This window comes from Parageobacillus thermantarcticus (assembly GCF_900111865.1).
Taxonomy (GTDB): domain Bacteria; phylum Bacillota; class Bacilli; order Bacillales; family Anoxybacillaceae; genus Parageobacillus; species Parageobacillus thermantarcticus.
In genome coordinates, this window is the sequence record NZ_FOJS01000055.1 from 1 (window position 1) to 14,398 (window position 14,398).

At 41.9% G+C, this 14,398-nt stretch carries 30 protein-coding genes and 1 pseudogene; all 31 read right to left on the reverse strand.

The features are described from left to right. On the reverse strand, nucleotides 1–604 hold a 604-nt coding region (locus tag BM278_RS16055), incomplete at its 3' end, for a phage portal protein (protein WP_143093471.1). 232 nt (nucleotides 605–836) lie between these two features. Next, nucleotides 837–2,402, reverse strand: coding sequence for a terminase large subunit (locus BM278_RS16065; RefSeq protein ID WP_090951763.1), 1,566 nt, complete (start codon nucleotides 2,400–2,402; stop codon nucleotides 837–839). Then, nucleotides 2,392–2,931, reverse strand: a complete 540-nt coding sequence (locus tag BM278_RS16070) for a P27 family phage terminase small subunit (RefSeq protein ID WP_167359660.1) — start codon at nucleotides 2,929–2,931, stop codon at nucleotides 2,392–2,394. The genes BM278_RS16065 and BM278_RS16070 overlap by 11 nt, the downstream gene beginning before the upstream one ends. Before the next feature lie 130 nt (nucleotides 2,932–3,061). Next, complete coding sequence (locus BM278_RS16075) at nucleotides 3,062–3,598, reverse strand: NUMOD4 domain-containing protein (RefSeq protein WP_090951768.1); 537 nt, start codon at nucleotides 3,596–3,598, stop codon at nucleotides 3,062–3,064. A gap of 1 nt (nucleotide 3,599) precedes the next feature. Next, complete coding sequence (locus BM278_RS16080; protein ID WP_090951771.1) at nucleotides 3,600–3,983, reverse strand: HNH endonuclease; 384 nt, start codon at nucleotides 3,981–3,983, stop codon at nucleotides 3,600–3,602. A 4-nt stretch (nucleotides 3,984–3,987) separates the two neighbouring features. After that, a complete protein-coding gene (locus BM278_RS18890; RefSeq protein WP_167359661.1) occupies nucleotides 3,988–4,164 on the reverse strand; it encodes a hypothetical protein in 177 nt (58 codons plus the stop codon). Nucleotides 4,165–4,603: 439 nt separating this feature from the next. Further along, complete coding sequence (locus BM278_RS16090) at nucleotides 4,604–4,840, reverse strand: hypothetical protein (RefSeq protein ID WP_090951777.1); 237 nt, start codon at nucleotides 4,838–4,840, stop codon at nucleotides 4,604–4,606. Between the two features lie 252 nt (nucleotides 4,841–5,092). Beyond that, nucleotides 5,093–5,317: a helix-turn-helix domain-containing protein gene (locus BM278_RS16095; protein WP_090951781.1), complete on the reverse strand. Its 225-nt coding sequence runs from the start codon at nucleotides 5,315–5,317 to the stop codon at nucleotides 5,093–5,095. 11 nt (nucleotides 5,318–5,328) lie between these two features. Continuing rightward, on the reverse strand, nucleotides 5,329–6,102 hold the full coding sequence (locus BM278_RS16100) for a hypothetical protein (protein ID WP_090951784.1): 774 nt from the start codon (nucleotides 6,100–6,102) through the stop codon (nucleotides 5,329–5,331). A gap of 29 nt (nucleotides 6,103–6,131) precedes the next feature. Then, the gene (locus tag BM278_RS16105; RefSeq protein WP_143093472.1) at nucleotides 6,132–6,434 is read right to left on the reverse strand and encodes a hypothetical protein; all 303 of its coding nucleotides are present in this window, start codon (nucleotides 6,432–6,434) and stop codon (nucleotides 6,132–6,134) included. Then, nucleotides 6,400–6,885: a hypothetical protein gene (locus BM278_RS16110; RefSeq protein ID WP_090951791.1), complete on the reverse strand. Its 486-nt coding sequence runs from the start codon at nucleotides 6,883–6,885 to the stop codon at nucleotides 6,400–6,402. Before BM278_RS16110 ends, BM278_RS16105 begins: the two co-directional genes overlap by 35 nt. A gap of 140 nt (nucleotides 6,886–7,025) precedes the next feature. Next, nucleotides 7,026–7,520, reverse strand: coding sequence for an ArpU family phage packaging/lysis transcriptional regulator (locus BM278_RS16115; RefSeq protein WP_244151204.1), 495 nt, complete (start codon nucleotides 7,518–7,520; stop codon nucleotides 7,026–7,028). A gap of 52 nt (nucleotides 7,521–7,572) precedes the next feature. Beyond that, nucleotides 7,573–7,755, reverse strand: coding sequence for a hypothetical protein (locus BM278_RS16120; RefSeq protein ID WP_090951794.1), 183 nt, complete (start codon nucleotides 7,753–7,755; stop codon nucleotides 7,573–7,575). Beyond that, on the reverse strand, nucleotides 7,752–8,192 hold the full coding sequence (locus tag BM278_RS16125) for a hypothetical protein (RefSeq protein ID WP_090951796.1): 441 nt from the start codon (nucleotides 8,190–8,192) through the stop codon (nucleotides 7,752–7,754). The genes BM278_RS16120 and BM278_RS16125 overlap by 4 nt, the downstream gene beginning before the upstream one ends. A gap of 12 nt (nucleotides 8,193–8,204) precedes the next feature. Next, entirely contained in the window at nucleotides 8,205–8,717 is a 513-nt protein-coding gene (locus tag BM278_RS16130) for a hypothetical protein (protein WP_143093473.1), read from the reverse strand. Nucleotides 8,718–8,754: 37 nt separating this feature from the next. After that, nucleotides 8,755–8,979 carry a hypothetical protein gene (locus BM278_RS16135; RefSeq protein WP_143093474.1) on the reverse strand — a complete coding sequence of 75 codons (225 nt, stop codon included), beginning with the start codon at nucleotides 8,977–8,979 and terminating at the stop codon, nucleotides 8,755–8,757. 59 nt (nucleotides 8,980–9,038) lie between these two features. Next, the gene (locus BM278_RS16140; protein ID WP_090951801.1) at nucleotides 9,039–9,287 is read right to left on the reverse strand and encodes a hypothetical protein; all 249 of its coding nucleotides are present in this window, start codon (nucleotides 9,285–9,287) and stop codon (nucleotides 9,039–9,041) included. 45 nt (nucleotides 9,288–9,332) lie between these two features. Then, a complete protein-coding gene (locus tag BM278_RS18895) occupies nucleotides 9,333–9,473 on the reverse strand; it encodes a hypothetical protein (RefSeq protein ID WP_167359662.1) in 141 nt (46 codons plus the stop codon). A 51-nt stretch (nucleotides 9,474–9,524) separates the two neighbouring features. Next, entirely contained in the window at nucleotides 9,525–9,671 is a 147-nt protein-coding gene (locus BM278_RS18900; protein ID WP_167359663.1) for a hypothetical protein, read from the reverse strand. A gap of 5 nt (nucleotides 9,672–9,676) precedes the next feature. After that, entirely contained in the window at nucleotides 9,677–10,186 is a 510-nt protein-coding gene (locus tag BM278_RS16145; RefSeq protein WP_090951803.1) for a hypothetical protein, read from the reverse strand. A gap of 5 nt (nucleotides 10,187–10,191) precedes the next feature. Beyond that, nucleotides 10,192–10,542, reverse strand: coding sequence for a hypothetical protein (locus tag BM278_RS16150; protein WP_090951805.1), 351 nt, complete (start codon nucleotides 10,540–10,542; stop codon nucleotides 10,192–10,194). Then, the gene (locus BM278_RS16155; protein WP_090951806.1) at nucleotides 10,539–10,844 is read right to left on the reverse strand and encodes a hypothetical protein; all 306 of its coding nucleotides are present in this window, start codon (nucleotides 10,842–10,844) and stop codon (nucleotides 10,539–10,541) included. Before BM278_RS16155 ends, BM278_RS16150 begins: the two co-directional genes overlap by 4 nt. After that, the gene (locus tag BM278_RS18905) at nucleotides 10,841–10,996 is read right to left on the reverse strand and encodes a hypothetical protein (RefSeq protein ID WP_015985622.1); all 156 of its coding nucleotides are present in this window, start codon (nucleotides 10,994–10,996) and stop codon (nucleotides 10,841–10,843) included. The genes BM278_RS16155 and BM278_RS18905 overlap by 4 nt, the downstream gene beginning before the upstream one ends. After that, nucleotides 10,993–11,541 (reverse strand): hypothetical protein, encoded by a 549-nt coding sequence (locus tag BM278_RS16160; protein WP_090951809.1) that lies wholly within the window; start codon nucleotides 11,539–11,541, stop codon nucleotides 10,993–10,995. The genes BM278_RS18905 and BM278_RS16160 overlap by 4 nt, the downstream gene beginning before the upstream one ends. Next, nucleotides 11,507–11,989, reverse strand: a complete 483-nt coding sequence (locus BM278_RS16165; protein WP_090951812.1) for a YopX family protein — start codon at nucleotides 11,987–11,989, stop codon at nucleotides 11,507–11,509. Before BM278_RS16165 ends, BM278_RS16160 begins: the two co-directional genes overlap by 35 nt. A gap of 321 nt (nucleotides 11,990–12,310) precedes the next feature. Further along, nucleotides 12,311–12,967 (reverse strand): dUTP diphosphatase, encoded by a 657-nt coding sequence (locus BM278_RS16170; RefSeq protein ID WP_090951815.1) that lies wholly within the window; start codon nucleotides 12,965–12,967, stop codon nucleotides 12,311–12,313. Nucleotides 12,968–13,055: 88 nt separating this feature from the next. Further along, on the reverse strand, nucleotides 13,056–13,214 hold the full coding sequence (locus BM278_RS19720) for an NUMOD4 domain-containing protein (RefSeq protein WP_090949202.1): 159 nt from the start codon (nucleotides 13,212–13,214) through the stop codon (nucleotides 13,056–13,058). Between the two features lie 282 nt (nucleotides 13,215–13,496). Beyond that, on the reverse strand, nucleotides 13,497–13,664 hold the full coding sequence (locus BM278_RS18910) for a hypothetical protein (RefSeq protein ID WP_167359616.1): 168 nt from the start codon (nucleotides 13,662–13,664) through the stop codon (nucleotides 13,497–13,499). Beyond that, on the reverse strand, nucleotides 13,648–13,950 hold the full coding sequence (locus tag BM278_RS16180) for an IDEAL domain-containing protein (protein WP_090949199.1): 303 nt from the start codon (nucleotides 13,948–13,950) through the stop codon (nucleotides 13,648–13,650). The genes BM278_RS18910 and BM278_RS16180 overlap by 17 nt, the downstream gene beginning before the upstream one ends. A 22-nt stretch (nucleotides 13,951–13,972) precedes the next feature. Next, nucleotides 13,973–14,158 (reverse strand): hypothetical protein, encoded by a 186-nt coding sequence (locus BM278_RS16185; protein ID WP_090949198.1) that lies wholly within the window; start codon nucleotides 14,156–14,158, stop codon nucleotides 13,973–13,975. 6 nt (nucleotides 14,159–14,164) lie between these two features. Then, a pseudogene (locus BM278_RS16190) lies at nucleotides 14,165–14,398 on the reverse strand (ATP-binding protein); the annotation flags it as partial.

Sequence of the window (14,398 nt, forward strand, 5' to 3'; positions counted from 1 at the left end):
TTTGACTTTCGAGCGCGCCGTCAACCGTATGCTTCAGTACATCCCGGACAGACAAGCCGGTGATGCCGTCAAAGGTTGTAGATGTTTTTAAATGCAAAACCTCGTCGTTTCTAAAGACGTATAGCTTGCCATCATATGGATCGTTGTAACGATACCATATTGCATTCTTTTTTCCTAAAATCCCTTGGTCGTCCACAACGATAACAACATGATTGCTTGGCATTATCCACATATCTTGCAGTACCGGTCCATCGTACCGGCACCATACATACGCGTTGCCGTAATGGTTCCGGTTCATTTCCACCGTTGACCAAAAGATGCTACTGGTCATGTAGGGATTCGGACGTAGCTTTAAAATGTTGTAGACATCCTCTTTATCGCTTTTCACGATGCCTCGATCGGTACGTTGATACATCTTTAGAGGCAATTTTCCTAGACTTTCGGATAAAATTTTTAAACAAGCAAAATAGGTCGCTTCGGACAATTGGTCTTTAGGCGTATCCGGATCAATGCCTAGCCATTGCAATAAAAGTGGATTGTTTAAATCTACCGTCTCGCTCTCGTTTTTTACCCTTCTTTTTAACGCGCTTCTAACAAATCCCACATTCTCACCTCCTTTGCACAGGAGTCACTGCTATCACCATTTAGCGAACGCGAAACCGAAAAGTAAGAATATCGCGCCTAATACATAGTTGCCAATTACGTTCCCGAAATGCTGATAAGTGTTATAAAGCACGATGACAACACCAATCAAAATTAAAAAGTCCTCTAACCATTCGGTCAGAAGACTTTTAAGCATCTTCGTAATGAAACTTTTAAGCACCTTGGCCATTAGTTCACCATCCCATCATTTTGAGGTATTGTTCAGTCGCTTCATTAACATCGAATTTCACTTCTTCAAACAGCATTGCCGTGGCCATTGCGTTAATTAGCGCAACGATTAAGTCGATGCGATCTTTCGACTTGTTTTTCATCGGCTTAATATTCTCATTTCCATCAACCGCAATAGCGATATTCCCCCAGCACCATCGTGCCACCGGGTTCTTTTCATGCGTCATCATGCCGCGTTTCATCAGCTGTTCGATCATCTTCATAGCCGGGCTCATATTTTTCATGTTTTGTTGAATTTCAATCACATTAATCCCATCTTTCATCAGCCGTTGCGTCAGCATTCGGCTATTCCAAGGGTCTGTGCCCAACGCCCGAACATCATATTGTTTGCTGGCGGCTTTTAGTCTCGCTTCCACAAAATCATAGTCCACGACGTCACCCGGCGTTGCGTATAGATACTTTTGATTCACCCAACGGTCATAAGGCACTCTATCCCGCTGTACACGTTCTTTCATGTTATCTTCCGGTATCCACGCTTCAAAAATGCAGCGCCAATCCGAAAATCCTTCTTGTGGCGGGAACAAGTAACAGACGGCTGTAATGTCGGTCGTGCTCGATAAATCAAGCCCTGGATAACATCGTTTGCCTACAAGTTCCGACAAATCCCATTTCCCTTCTGTTCGATCCCACAAAGAGAGTGGAAGCCATCCCGTTCGTTTCAAAGAGACCCATTGATTTAACCGCAACCAACGAAAAAGGCGTTCCGCCGCTTCACTGTTTCGAGCAGCTAACGCCTCTTGTCTAACCGCTTCTATGGAAATGGTATGTCCTAAACTTGGATTGGCTTTATACCAAGTTTTCTCATCAAAAATATCGTCATCCTCATCAGCTGCATATATTTTCACGTACCAAGTAGGATCATGGATTTCTCCATCCCTAACTTTTCTTGCATATTCGTGTACTTCCCAACCGATAGATTTGCGGTCTGGATCATCTCCTGCGGTAGTGATTACCCACCACAAAGGTTCTTTCCGTGCCGCGCCAGCACCGAACGTCATGACATCCCACAAATCACGGTTCGGTTGAGCATGAAGCTCGTCAAAAATAACAACAGTCGGGTTGATTCCATGTTTAGTGTACGCTTCAGCTGATAAAACTTTTAAAATTGTTCCCGTTTCCTTGTTCCGAATTTCTTTCCGGCTGTCCCGAACGATTAAGATGCTCTGTAAAGCCTCGTCCTGCTCAATCATGCCTGTAGCCGCTTTATAAACTAGCTCTGCTTGGCTTCTATCGGCAGCGCAGCAATAAATTTGGCCACCAGGCGGATCACACACTAAATGATAGAGTGACAGACCACCTATCAAAGAAGTCTTTCCGTTCTTTTTTGGGATTTCCAAATATGCGTATCGATATTGCCGATATCCTTTCTCGTTTACAGTTCCGTATACGTCCCATAAAACTTCGTATTGCCAATCGAGCAGCATAAAAGGTTGTCCGTAAAAGTCGTCAACAGCTTTGAGCATCTGGATAAATTCGATAGGCTCTAACGCCCGTTGTTTATCATGTGGCATGGTTGCCACCTGCTCTTCGTTTTAAAAACTCGGCCATTGGCGATTTCTTGGCATCATCCTCCGGCGGTTTTTTCGGAATCGCTTTTACCCTTGCCGTCGGATTTAGGAAAAGGCGATCTTCGAGCTTCAAAATCATGTCACGGGTCTGATTCAGCTTGGTCATTAGGCTGGCAAGCAACTTGTACATTTCTGCTCGTTTTTCAAAGTCATCCGCGTTCTCAATGTCACTGTTTAGCTGTTTGATTGTCTGCTGCAAGCTCCGTTCTTGGCTTACCATGAGACAATACCGGTTGATGATCTGTTCATCCAGCCCATCCACATATTGAATGTGTTTGTATAGCTTTTTGAGCCGCAAAAATTCTTTGTGCGCCACCGGATCGGACTTCACTTCCGGAGACTCTTTAAAGTTCGTACCGGTGTAAAGGGACTTTTCGAATTTTTCACGATATTCCAGTTCCGCTTTTGTTCTCCGGTCTTTATTGCCTTCCAACTTAATAAGTTGGACAGGTTTGCTCGGTCTACCTGGCATTTTTCTTCCCTCCCTTCTTGAAAAAGTTTCATTTTGCGAAAAAAATTCGCGCGAAGGCCCTGCAGGCCGGTCTCCCATTGCCGGTCAAAACTTTCCAGACCACCCCTAGGGTACCGGAAAATAAATTTACTCATCCAACATGTTTCCATGTTCTGTTGTCTCGAATATCTTTAATAGTAGTAGGATGAACTTTGTATCTTTCGGCGATCTGCGTTATATCCATACCTTGCCTCAACATTTCCTTTATCTTAACAACATCGCTTTCTTTCAACTTAGCCTTTGGACGATCACTACCTTTTGATTGTCTGTTTTGCTTCACCATATGAAGTATATTATCTTGTCTTGTCGTCCACTCAAGATTGCTCGCTACATTATTCTTTGTATTATTATCAATGTGATTTATCTCAGGGAGGTTTAACGGGTTATCAATAAAGTGCTCAGCGACCAACCTATGAACGTAGCGTCTTCCACCTTTTCTGCCTAGTTTCACCGTCAAATATCCATGACCATTATCATTAAGAGATAATATCTTTCCTTTGCGGAACCTTTTGAATTTCCCTCTAGGATTTGTTACAATTTCAAAACGATCTAGGCTCCTTACTCTCCCTAAGTTACTGATTTGATATTTACCCTCAAAACCTCGAATATCCTTCCATATCTCAGTCATTTTACTCACCCTTGTAGTGAGGTATTTTATTGTGACAACTATTACAAAGGCTAATCAAATTATCTAAATCCAGTCTTCTAGACCAATCCCTTTTTATCTCTATAATGTGATGAACCATATCGGCAGGTGTTATGCGATTATTCCTCAGACAATGCTGGCATAAAAAATTGTCTCTGGCTAATGCCGCTAATCTAATCCGTTCCCATTCTTTACTGTGATAAAATGCCCTTGCTTGTTGGTTTCGTTTATACTTGTCATAGTCCTTATCATTCTGTCTTGATCGTTGTCTTTGTTTGGCTAGGTGTTTATGTTGCTCACAGTATCTATCCCTTGTTAAATTAGTGCATCCGATCTTGTTGCATGGTCGGAGTGGTTTGCTCGGCATAAAATCACTCCAAACGCAGTTCCTTCTTTAATCTGCTGTATTCATCTAGCCATTCATCCGGTACTACAAATCCAGCATCTAAATATCGTTGGATTGCTGCTGTTACATCCTCAAACCTTTGGGTTTTCCATATACGTTCTGGTATTAAACCGATAGGCGGTTTTTTACTACAAGGCTTCATTCTTATCCCTCCAAATAAAAAAGCACCCGATTGAGTGCTTACAATTCGATTTTTTTAATCTGTATATCCAAACACTTTTGACAATAGAAATAGACTGTGAGAATTATATCGCTGGCGTTCTCAACTCTAAACTCACGATACAAGTGATTGCATTTCTTGTCAGGCTTATGTTCACTTTCGGTAGAATTTTGCGATGGTGGCTTAGGCGGCCTTGGTGTTTGTGGCTCAGGTTTTACCCTGTGATTTTCGCCGTAATAAATCCTAGCACTGGGTTTTTCAAAAACCATATTGTTTCCCTCCAAATAAGAATGATGTTCATCACTCCAAAGCCAATAAAAAGGACACAAAGCAATATCCTCTTATCTCATGAAGACATTGTTTTATGTCCTTTCGCTTAATGTAAAGTGCCACCCATAAATTAGAGTGACGCTTCATTTGCTTAGGCGATGTCATCCAATTCGATTTCACCGCGTAAATAACGCATTAGTTTAATTAGCATAAGGCCTTCGCCACTTTCGATACCAGCATTTCGTACAGCTTCTTCAATATCAGCATTACGACCACTTTCTCTAGCTTTCTCTAGTTGGATAACAGCTTCATACAATTGTTTGTTGTTTCTCGCTAAAATTTGAAGCAATTCATCTTCTGTTAGAGAACGCTTTTTATTCTTAGCCATCGCATTTTCACCTCCTTCCAAAATAAAAACGCCACCCCGATCGGAGTGACGCTTGGCAAAAAGCACTTTGTTGGGAAGTTTCGTCCTGCTTCAATATATCCCACGCTATCATCATATCATGTCTGACACAAAATAATCTGTCATCTTTCCGTCATTTTTCCTTCAGTTTTCTTTCAGTTTTCTGTCACTTGTTGATTGGCACGTGTATAATTTGCCCAGTCCACATTCCATTTGATCTTTCAAAAACGATTTTCATTTTTCTTCCCCCTTTGGATGTCCGTATTTCTCAAACATTGCTTGTTCGGTTATATACCATTCCGTTTTTCCATTTTCCTTCACATACTTTCGGATAAGCCCTTTTTTGATTTGTTTGTCAAACCAACCGCGGTTCAAAGCTGCTACAAGAGTATTTCGTTTCAGCCCCCAGCGTTCTGCAGCTTCGCTAGGGGTCATAACTTCATGTAGATGAAATTTCATGATGTCCTCCCTTACCAAGTGTGATGTCTTTCAACTTTTACAGATCCATCTGGCATCGCGTATTCAATCACGATATCCAGATCGCACTCTTCTTTCGGATCGTTGCAATCATCTGTCCAGCGGCGAATTTCAACCTTCTGGCCAGTGCGTTTTGCTTCATCGAATTTTGCTTGCAACTCTGCTTTTTCTGCTTCTTTTTGCTTTTCTTTTTGCTTTACAACTTCCTCTGCTTTTGCAACTAGTTGTTTCAATTCTCCGATTGTCATATCATAATAATGAGTGATGCTATAATCACCAAAGTCAACATCATCAGCTTTTCTTCCGATCGCTTCTTCAATATCTTTGGTATACCATCCGGTTTCTTTCAATATTTCGATTACTTGTTTGAAAAACGGATGCTCGCTCAATTCTGGTTGGTTTGGAACTATGATGGTTCTATAATCTGTTCCCCAAACCAACCGGATATTTGAGTCATTTGTAAGTGATTGAAATTTTTCTTCAAGTTTTCTTTGTTTTTCTTCTTTTTCCCGCTGAACCGCTTCGTCGATCATCTGTTTTGCAATTTCAGCTGATTCGTGCACTAAATTGACAACGTCACTTTTTTTGTCAAATAGGCTTGTAAAAGCTTTTTTGTATGCAACACGATAATACCATCCATGCTGCGAATGTTTGAGAGGATCTGCACTTGCTTTCACACCATTCGCAATAAGGTAAACTCTCGTTCCCTTTACAACCACCTCAATTTGAATACCTTTCTTTTCGAAACTTGCAATGACTTGTTCCATAGATTTCATCCCCTTTATATCGATATTATTCAATCAATTTCAATATCAACAACAGCCTTATCGTCCGGCGTGCCATCGTTAATGCCGTAGTATCGAACGTACACGTTTTGAATGTCATCGCCATCAACATATCTGTTGTAGAGCCGCAATTCGGTGACTTCGACGCCTCCCATTTCGCTACGATTGACCTGCTCGATGTCGGTCCAACCATCGACATCGTATAGTTTTTCTGTCACAACGTCCATGTAATCGACAACCCCGCGTAATTCAGCAGCAGTAATGTTGATATTCATTGTTTTATTCCCCCTTTTTGATGATTTTCGCTTTCTCATGGCCGTACATGCTAACGTCGCCGGCCAAAATGCGAGCGTTCACGTTGAGTCTGACGCCTTTCGCGATAATAATATAGTCGCCTTCGATGCGCGCTTTTCCAATCGGAATAAACTCTGTTATTCGGATTTCTGTTGTATCCCCGTGCGAATGGTTGATCCGCTGTCCAACAAGCTCGACATCAAACTCTTTTTTCTTTTGTCGAACCTTCACAGTAACATCAAGCGTATAAGTTTTTCCTAAATATTCGAAAGTAACAACGTGTTTGCCAATTTTGAGCGCTTTTTCACCTTCACCCAATTGGATCGCACCGATTTCATTCGCGACAACTGCTTTTGCTTCCTTCCATGCTTGGCGAAGAGCCAGCGCCATCCGAGCTACCCAATCCCCGATCATCGTTTTTGCCAATTCAACTGCTCTTTTCATCACTTGACGAACGTTGATTTTTTTCATTTCCTCTCACCCCCGTCACCTTTTGATGAATTTTATCACCGTTTGGTGATGTTCTACTTTAATTATAGTCATCGTTCGGTGACTAGTCAACACCTATTTTTAAATTTTTTGCGATTTTTTCAAAAAAAATAAAAAGACACCTACACAGGTGCCTCTTCTTTGTAAACCTCTATCCCTAGGGCAAAAGCTATCTTGTAGAACGCCTTCTCACGCTCACGGTAGTATTTTGATTCACTGATACACATATCATTGTACACATCGCAGTCGCGTGGCTCCTCAAATGTCATGTATCGTTTCACGATCAATTCTCGTTGCAGTTTTGTCAATCGATTCACTGCACGCACGATTTTCCTCATATATTCGTCTCTTTCACGCTCAAAGTCCACCTTCTTGATCGCCGCGTCTTCCGTAGACGAGTGAAACGCATTTGTCTGCGACGGCGGCACGAGAGAGTACGTTTGCGTCACGCGTGGCAGGAATTCGTCCGGAACCGTCAACATATACATGCGATATTTTTCAAGTGCTGCCTCGACTGCTTCTTTTGTTTTCTCGCCGTCAACATCGCGAAGGAATGACAATTGTTTATACTTTACCAACCGGACCACTCCCGTTATAATATTGTCAAGGATTCCCATTGTATTCACCGTCATTCCTCTTGGCCGGGAGAAGTCCGGTCTTTTTTATTTTTCACATATATACTTCGCTGATAAATTCGACTCGATTGATATCAATTTCGCGAATAGGCGCTTTTTTAACCTGCTTAAAAACCTCGATAGCCTTTACGATGTCCTTTTTGTCCGTCACAATACGTGTTTGAAAAGAACCGGCATGATAGCTATCCCAATGAACTAACCACAAATATTTTTTCATTCCTTTTCCTCCAATGCTTCCCTTGCTTTCGTGATGAAATAATCCGCTTCCGTTGCCCATTCGTTTTGCGAAAGCCAATCTGCTAGGTCTTTCGCTTCGATCATTTCTTTCAACACTTTCTCATACCGTTCGATTTTCTCTCGCATGTACTGACGATTGAAAACCGCGCCTGTATTTTCGTATTTCATTTCAAAGTATTCAACTTGTTCCTGTGCTTCTTTAAGCTGTTCCTTGCATCGATCAATTCGTTGCAATAACCATTCTATTTCCTTCTGTGATTGCAAGAGATTTTGTCGTAACCACTCTGCTTTTTCCGCTTGTTCAATAAGCCAATCGACCATATAAATATGGTATGTGATGGTGTTGACATTCCCGTAAATCTCCTTCACGGCTGTTCTAACGTTTTTTATCTTCTGCAACATTTCTTTATCGTTCATTCCTCTCCCTCCTCACTCAACAAAATCGAAGATGCTCATTTGCTCGAAGTTTTCAGGCATTTCCTCATTTGTTTCAAGTTTCGGCGCTTTTGTTTCAAGAACAACCTCATTTGTTTCAGTTTCTTCTTCGTCCATTTCTCTAAAATCCGCGAACCAGTGCAACGGGAAGCAGCCACCATGCCGTTTCAACTCCTTGTCGTAGTAAAAGTATGCATGTGTTCCAGATGGCCGCAGATAATACATTCCCAGCTTGGTATCTCTGTATCCTCGTGTCCGCCAAACGAGCCGTGCTTTGTAGACTTTAGAATCGTCCAACGCTGGCACATTGTTCGCTGACGGCTCCGGTGGCCATTCATCTTCCTGAACGATCTGGAACAGCGATTTGCGAAAACACCCAGTATGAGCATTTGCATTCGGAAACTTCGAAACGTAGTAGTGGTTAGGACCGGCCGGAAAGAGGAAATATTGTTTTCCTCTCTCCAGCACCGTCGTTGCAGCTGTATCGATGCAGATGCCTTGCAACATGGTTTCACCTTCTTTCGCATTTTCTTCGTACTGCGAATTAATCTTCACAAAGAGCTTTTAATCGCTCATATTCATTGTTCAATTCATCCGCATAATTGCTTGTGTTTATGACTTCTGCCAAAATCGCTCTATCCTCATTGGCTTCTTCTAATTGCCTTTCAAATTTCCTTAGTGATTCAATTACTTCCCGTTTTTCATTCATGTCTAAAGAACTTGCCATTACACAACCAACTGCTATGTTAACAGCTTTGCTAATTTCCAATTTTCTCACCCTTCTTTTATTGAGCATTATGTGTCTGCTATGCAACACGATGCTTAGGTTTAATTCTTCTCCCTCTTCCCTTTCATAAACTCCAAATAATGCTCCCGGATTCTCCATGCCATTTTCGGGCCAATGCCCGGGATTTCCTCAAGCTTTCCAAGCCACTCCAGCATCAATTGCGTGTCTAATTCGTTTTGCCGTTTGGCACCTGCTTCGAACCCACGATTCCACGCCTTCATTACTTCTGGGTGAAAGGGAGAAGATGCTTTCTCCCTTTCACGTTTGATTTTGCGTAGTGATTTGCCCATAAAACCACCTTGATCGTTCAGATTAACTTCGAATTACGACATAATTTATTCGTTTTCTATTACCTTGATATGAATACGACCACTAGCGTAATTTGAATCATAAAGTACTCTTACGCCTTTATTTTCTTTGCAAAATTCTTCAATAACCTCTAACAACTTTTTCTCTAATTCTTCAACTTTCTGCATATTTATCACCTTTCTTTATGTCGCTTAATTCGTCTACCATTCACAAAGACTTCACTGTACTACCTTCCAACCTTTTCGAATTCGGCTGTTTAACTCGCACTTTTGCAACGGCTCATAGCGATAGACAGCTTGTCCATCTTCACGGCGATATAGCAGATACCATTTTGCTCGGCGCTTTCTTTTCTTCATGGTAATCACCGTTTTTAAGCCCCGTACACGTCCTTCTGCAATTTCTCTAGCGCATATAGCCTCAACGCTCTCAATTCCTTGTGCAAATCGATCCACTCATCCGAATAGCGATCATTGCGTTCCGTCAGCTCTGACACAAGTTCTTTCAATCTTTGCACCTCGTTTTCGAGAGTAAGATTTTCTTTGTGCAACTGCTCTTTGTCCGCCATCGCCGTTTCAAACAACTCTTTCCAATGTGCAACTTCCTTTTCCATATTCGCTTGCAATTCCTCCAGCTGCTTTTTCAGCTCATCACGTTCCGCAACGACTTCCTCATATTTCGCGTATGCGATCACTTTCGGCTTTTGTTGTTCCATCGTATCCTCTCCCTTCAAAATATCATCAAGCTTTTCGCCGTTTTTATATCGTTCAAGCTGTTCCGGCGTCAGCTGATACGTTTTGACTGTCGTATCTATCCCGTGCGGCCTGTTGCCAAACCGTGGCGGTCCCATGCGAGAGGGAGAAATTTTCGTCAAGTTTGCCATCCTGTTCACCCCATGTTTTGCCTTGCAATCTCAAAAACTTGGTTTTTATCATCAAGCGATCGCCATACCCAATGTTTTCCCTTTTTCTCATACTGATCGAACCAATACGGTTCAAAATCCGTACGCTCTGTATATCCAGCGCGGGAACGGCCATCGTGATACAACTCTACGCGCACCCATTTGTAAACGCCATTCTGATGAATGATCGCTGCGTAGTCATCGCTTTTTCCCCATTCCCAGTCTTTCATATATCCAATCGCTTCCCAGCCGGGAAAAGCGCTCTGTATCCTGTTCAATATGGCGCTATCAGCTATCTGCTCATCCCCAACAAAATCGAAAATCGTCAACTGGTTCATGTATCACTCCTTCTTTCCAGCAACTCAAGAAATTTTTCAAGTTTCATCGACACAATCCATTCCTGTCTGTCTGCCCTAAACGCCACCACATCAGGATTGGATTGATTCAGCCAATCGTATAGCTGTTTCATACCGCTTTTTCTTCGCTTCACTTCCGCCCGCCATCCATTCGGCAATATCACATCGTTGCTATGCTCTCCACCGACACTACCGCTTAACGGTACCCGTTTACTGCCGGGGATAAGGGAAACGAATTCCCTTTCCCCTTCGTATCCTTTTCGTTTTGATTTTCTGCCACTCATACTTTCCCCTCTCGAATATCTTGGATGATGCTGTCATAAATCTTTATCGCTATCTCACATACTTGTCTGTCTTTTTCTGTTTTTGCGTCAGACAATAATTTCACTGTTGTTTGCTTACGGGATTCTAAATACTCGATGAATTTATCGCTCATTGTTCTTCACCGCCCAATAGGTGAGGGTGTTCGTAAATTCTATTTTTAATAGTGCTTCTGTCACATCCAAAATATTTACTTATACGATTAATACTCCAATTTTTATCAAGTAAACTTTTTAATTCGTTCAAATCTATATTTACACGCTTTTTATACTTCACTTTTCTTCTTCTGTTAGCTTCTGCAATCTTTTTTCTATGTTCTTTACTTAATTTCTTCCCTTTATTGTGCGAGCTTAAATGTTTCGAAGAAGCAATAACTTCGAGATTTTCTTTTAAAGCATTTAGTTTGTTATGATCTTTGTGATGCACATGTTCGTTCGTATCCAGTTTTCTTTTTAACCAGTACATCATAAGTAATCTATGAACATGAATTTTTTCTCCATGTATTGATACAGCCGGATAATTTCCTTGCATAAAAATCTTTTTTATTCTAGCTACAGGTTTATCAGAATACCAAATAATTGCATTTTTCAATTCTGTTTCATCAACTATGCAATTACATGTGTTTTCAATCACGATCGGCTTTTGATATTTCACTATCAAGCAAATCACCATCCTGAAAAATATTCCCAACAACCTTGAATTCCAAATGATGTTGCAAAACAACGCCTAGAAATTCGTAATCTTCAATATCAACTTCTATTTCCTCCCACTCACCTGTATAATTGACATGTTCAACGCTTGTTGGTTCCTTCGGATACCATTTGTCCACCCGAAACGCCCCGTCAACATACTCAACTACTGTCCGGCAAATAACTCCATTCGAATCCTTGACTTCTAAAATATCATCGGCATAAATTTCTTTGCCGTCACTGTCTTTGAATCCGGTGTATAGCATGATGATGCTATTTGGATAATAATCAAATTGGTCGAAGTCGTGGGCATTTACCGGTATTTGATAAGGGATACCACCATCACTTTCTGTGGTAATGCCAACACCGTAAATCATTGTTTCACTATCTTTATCCCATGCGCGGATTTTGATTTGCATTTTCCCACCTCACAATAACTCCCGTAATTTTGTGATAAACTTTTGCTTCTGCAACACCACAATTTCGCATATTGCATATAACTCGTCCGTTGGTTCCGTGTTTCGCTTTGTTTCCAGTAATCTTTCAATCTCTTGTTCTTGATTTCTTATGAGTTGCTGTATCTGTTCCTGCATCATTTCACCTCATGTTCTGCTTTGCACTCGGTACATACGGCAATCAGTCCGTTTTCTGTTTTCTTGATTCGGAAAGCCGTATTGCTGCACGGCTTCCCTTCGCTATTTTTTGTCAGACAAATAAGGAATTTATCCATACGCTACACCTCAATAGCCGCTGTTTTGCCGTTGGTGATTGACGGCGTTTTTACGAAGATACGCTTCTTCTATCTCCTCCCATGTGAAGCCGAGTATTTCGCCAAGACCCAGAAAGTAAGCAAAAACCAAATCATACATCTCACCATTAACATCCTCATGACGATGGAAATAAAGGGAGTTGATCCAATCGTATATGGCGATAAATTGCCCTAAAATATCACCGTCACCGAAATACAACGGCTTTGGTTCATAATCTTCATACACTTCATTCATGTTGATGTCGTTTCCGATCGATAAGATGAAATGCAGGCAGTCCACGTATTCTTCAAGGAGTGGATTTTTGTAACCTAAAGTCCCCGTTCCCCCGCAATCCTCACAATTAATGACTTCGTGCGTGTAACCACCTTCGAGATCGTCAATATAACTATCATAATTTTCATCGCCAGTTCCGTTACAAGTCGGGCATATATATTCAATTTTTGTTCTCGGCGCCTGGTCATGGCTCCAATATTTGAAAAATCTAGCTTCGTTCGCAAGTTCACCAAGCTCCACCATCAACGCAAGGATTTTCTTTGCTAACCGATCTTCGCCAGGTTTCCGCGGATGCTCTTTTTCGATTCGTAAATCCAATTGCTTTTGTAACTCAAATAATTTTTTGATATTCATTCCAATCCCCCCATTTAAATTACTGTTTTCCATGCTTTGAATTCGCAAATCCGAGAAATATGGTAATGTTTAACACCGTATAATTTCGCTAGTTTAGTTGTAGTGAAAAATTTAGGGTTAGTCTCTCTCCAATTACGTAACCTAAATTACTAACTTGATATTCACCCTCAAACCCAGGAATGTCTTTCCATATCTCCTGTTGTTCATCCAGCCGGCGTTGCATTTCGAAAAGTTTAGCTAAATTCATGAATTTTCACCTCTTATTCGTAAATGAATCGAATGTACTCCACGTGCTCCAAGTTAAAAAACCAAATACGCCAAGACTATCAGGAGAACTACTATGCCTGTGACACATACAATTGCTGTAGCCGTCAAAAAGACGTCCCATAATCGGTTCATCTCATTCCCTCCAGCTAGGCTTATAGACGCCTGTTTTTGCCCTGTACGGCGTTTTTCTCGCTTTCAAATACTTTTATTACCCTCACAAGAAAAACGCCATACGGGCTAAAATTTGAAGTTTTAGAGCGTGTTAGTTTTTTAACCTTGCTAGCGCAAGGATATATTTCAACCGATCATAATCCAGCTCCCCGATCTCCCGTCCTTCATACTCGTGTATGCCCATCTCGATGAGCTGGCGGATGACGTGTTGGCGTTTTAACTCCTGCATCATTTTTACGCTGTTATACAGTATCAACACGTTCACCCCCTTTCCGGGCAGCAAGTTCGTAAAACCATTCCTCGTCACGTGTATCAAGTGCCAAATCAATCAATGCGTTCAGTTCAGAGCTTGTCCAATCCGTAGACACGCCAGCAGGTTCGAGACGGCTCAATAGTATCCGGCGTTCTTCCCGCACCGGTTGGTTTAGTCTTGTTCGCACAAAAACCACTTTGCATTCTGGCGGCCGTATCCAGTCGATATATCCCAACCATCCAAAGACATATTCGTGCGGATTTACGCAATACACCCAATCCCCTGGTTGCATGTATCCTCTCCCCCTCTACGCATCACTTCACGGCTATTCCGAACCGTTCTTTCGCTTCACGCAGCCGGCGCCGAAATTCGGCCATTTCCCGCTCGAATTCTTGTCTGGCACGCTTCGCATGTTCGCAATCGCAAGCCGTCACCAAGCACGCGCCGTTTGCTACTTTGGTGTATAGCCGACCCGTACCGTCACATTTCACGCATGTCATCGTTCTTTACGCCCCTTTCAATCGAAAATCTTCACCTTCGACTTCATGGAGATATGGACCGCATTGTCCGAGCAATCGGCTTGCCGCAGCATATCCGATCTTTTCACTCAATGTTCCGCGATCTTCGTTGCTATTAAAGACAATCGGTTTTTGCTTTCTGTATCGCTCGTTGATAATTTGGTAGTACAATGCTTCTTTTGCTTCGGACCATTTCGCCTTGCCGATGTCATCCCAGACGAG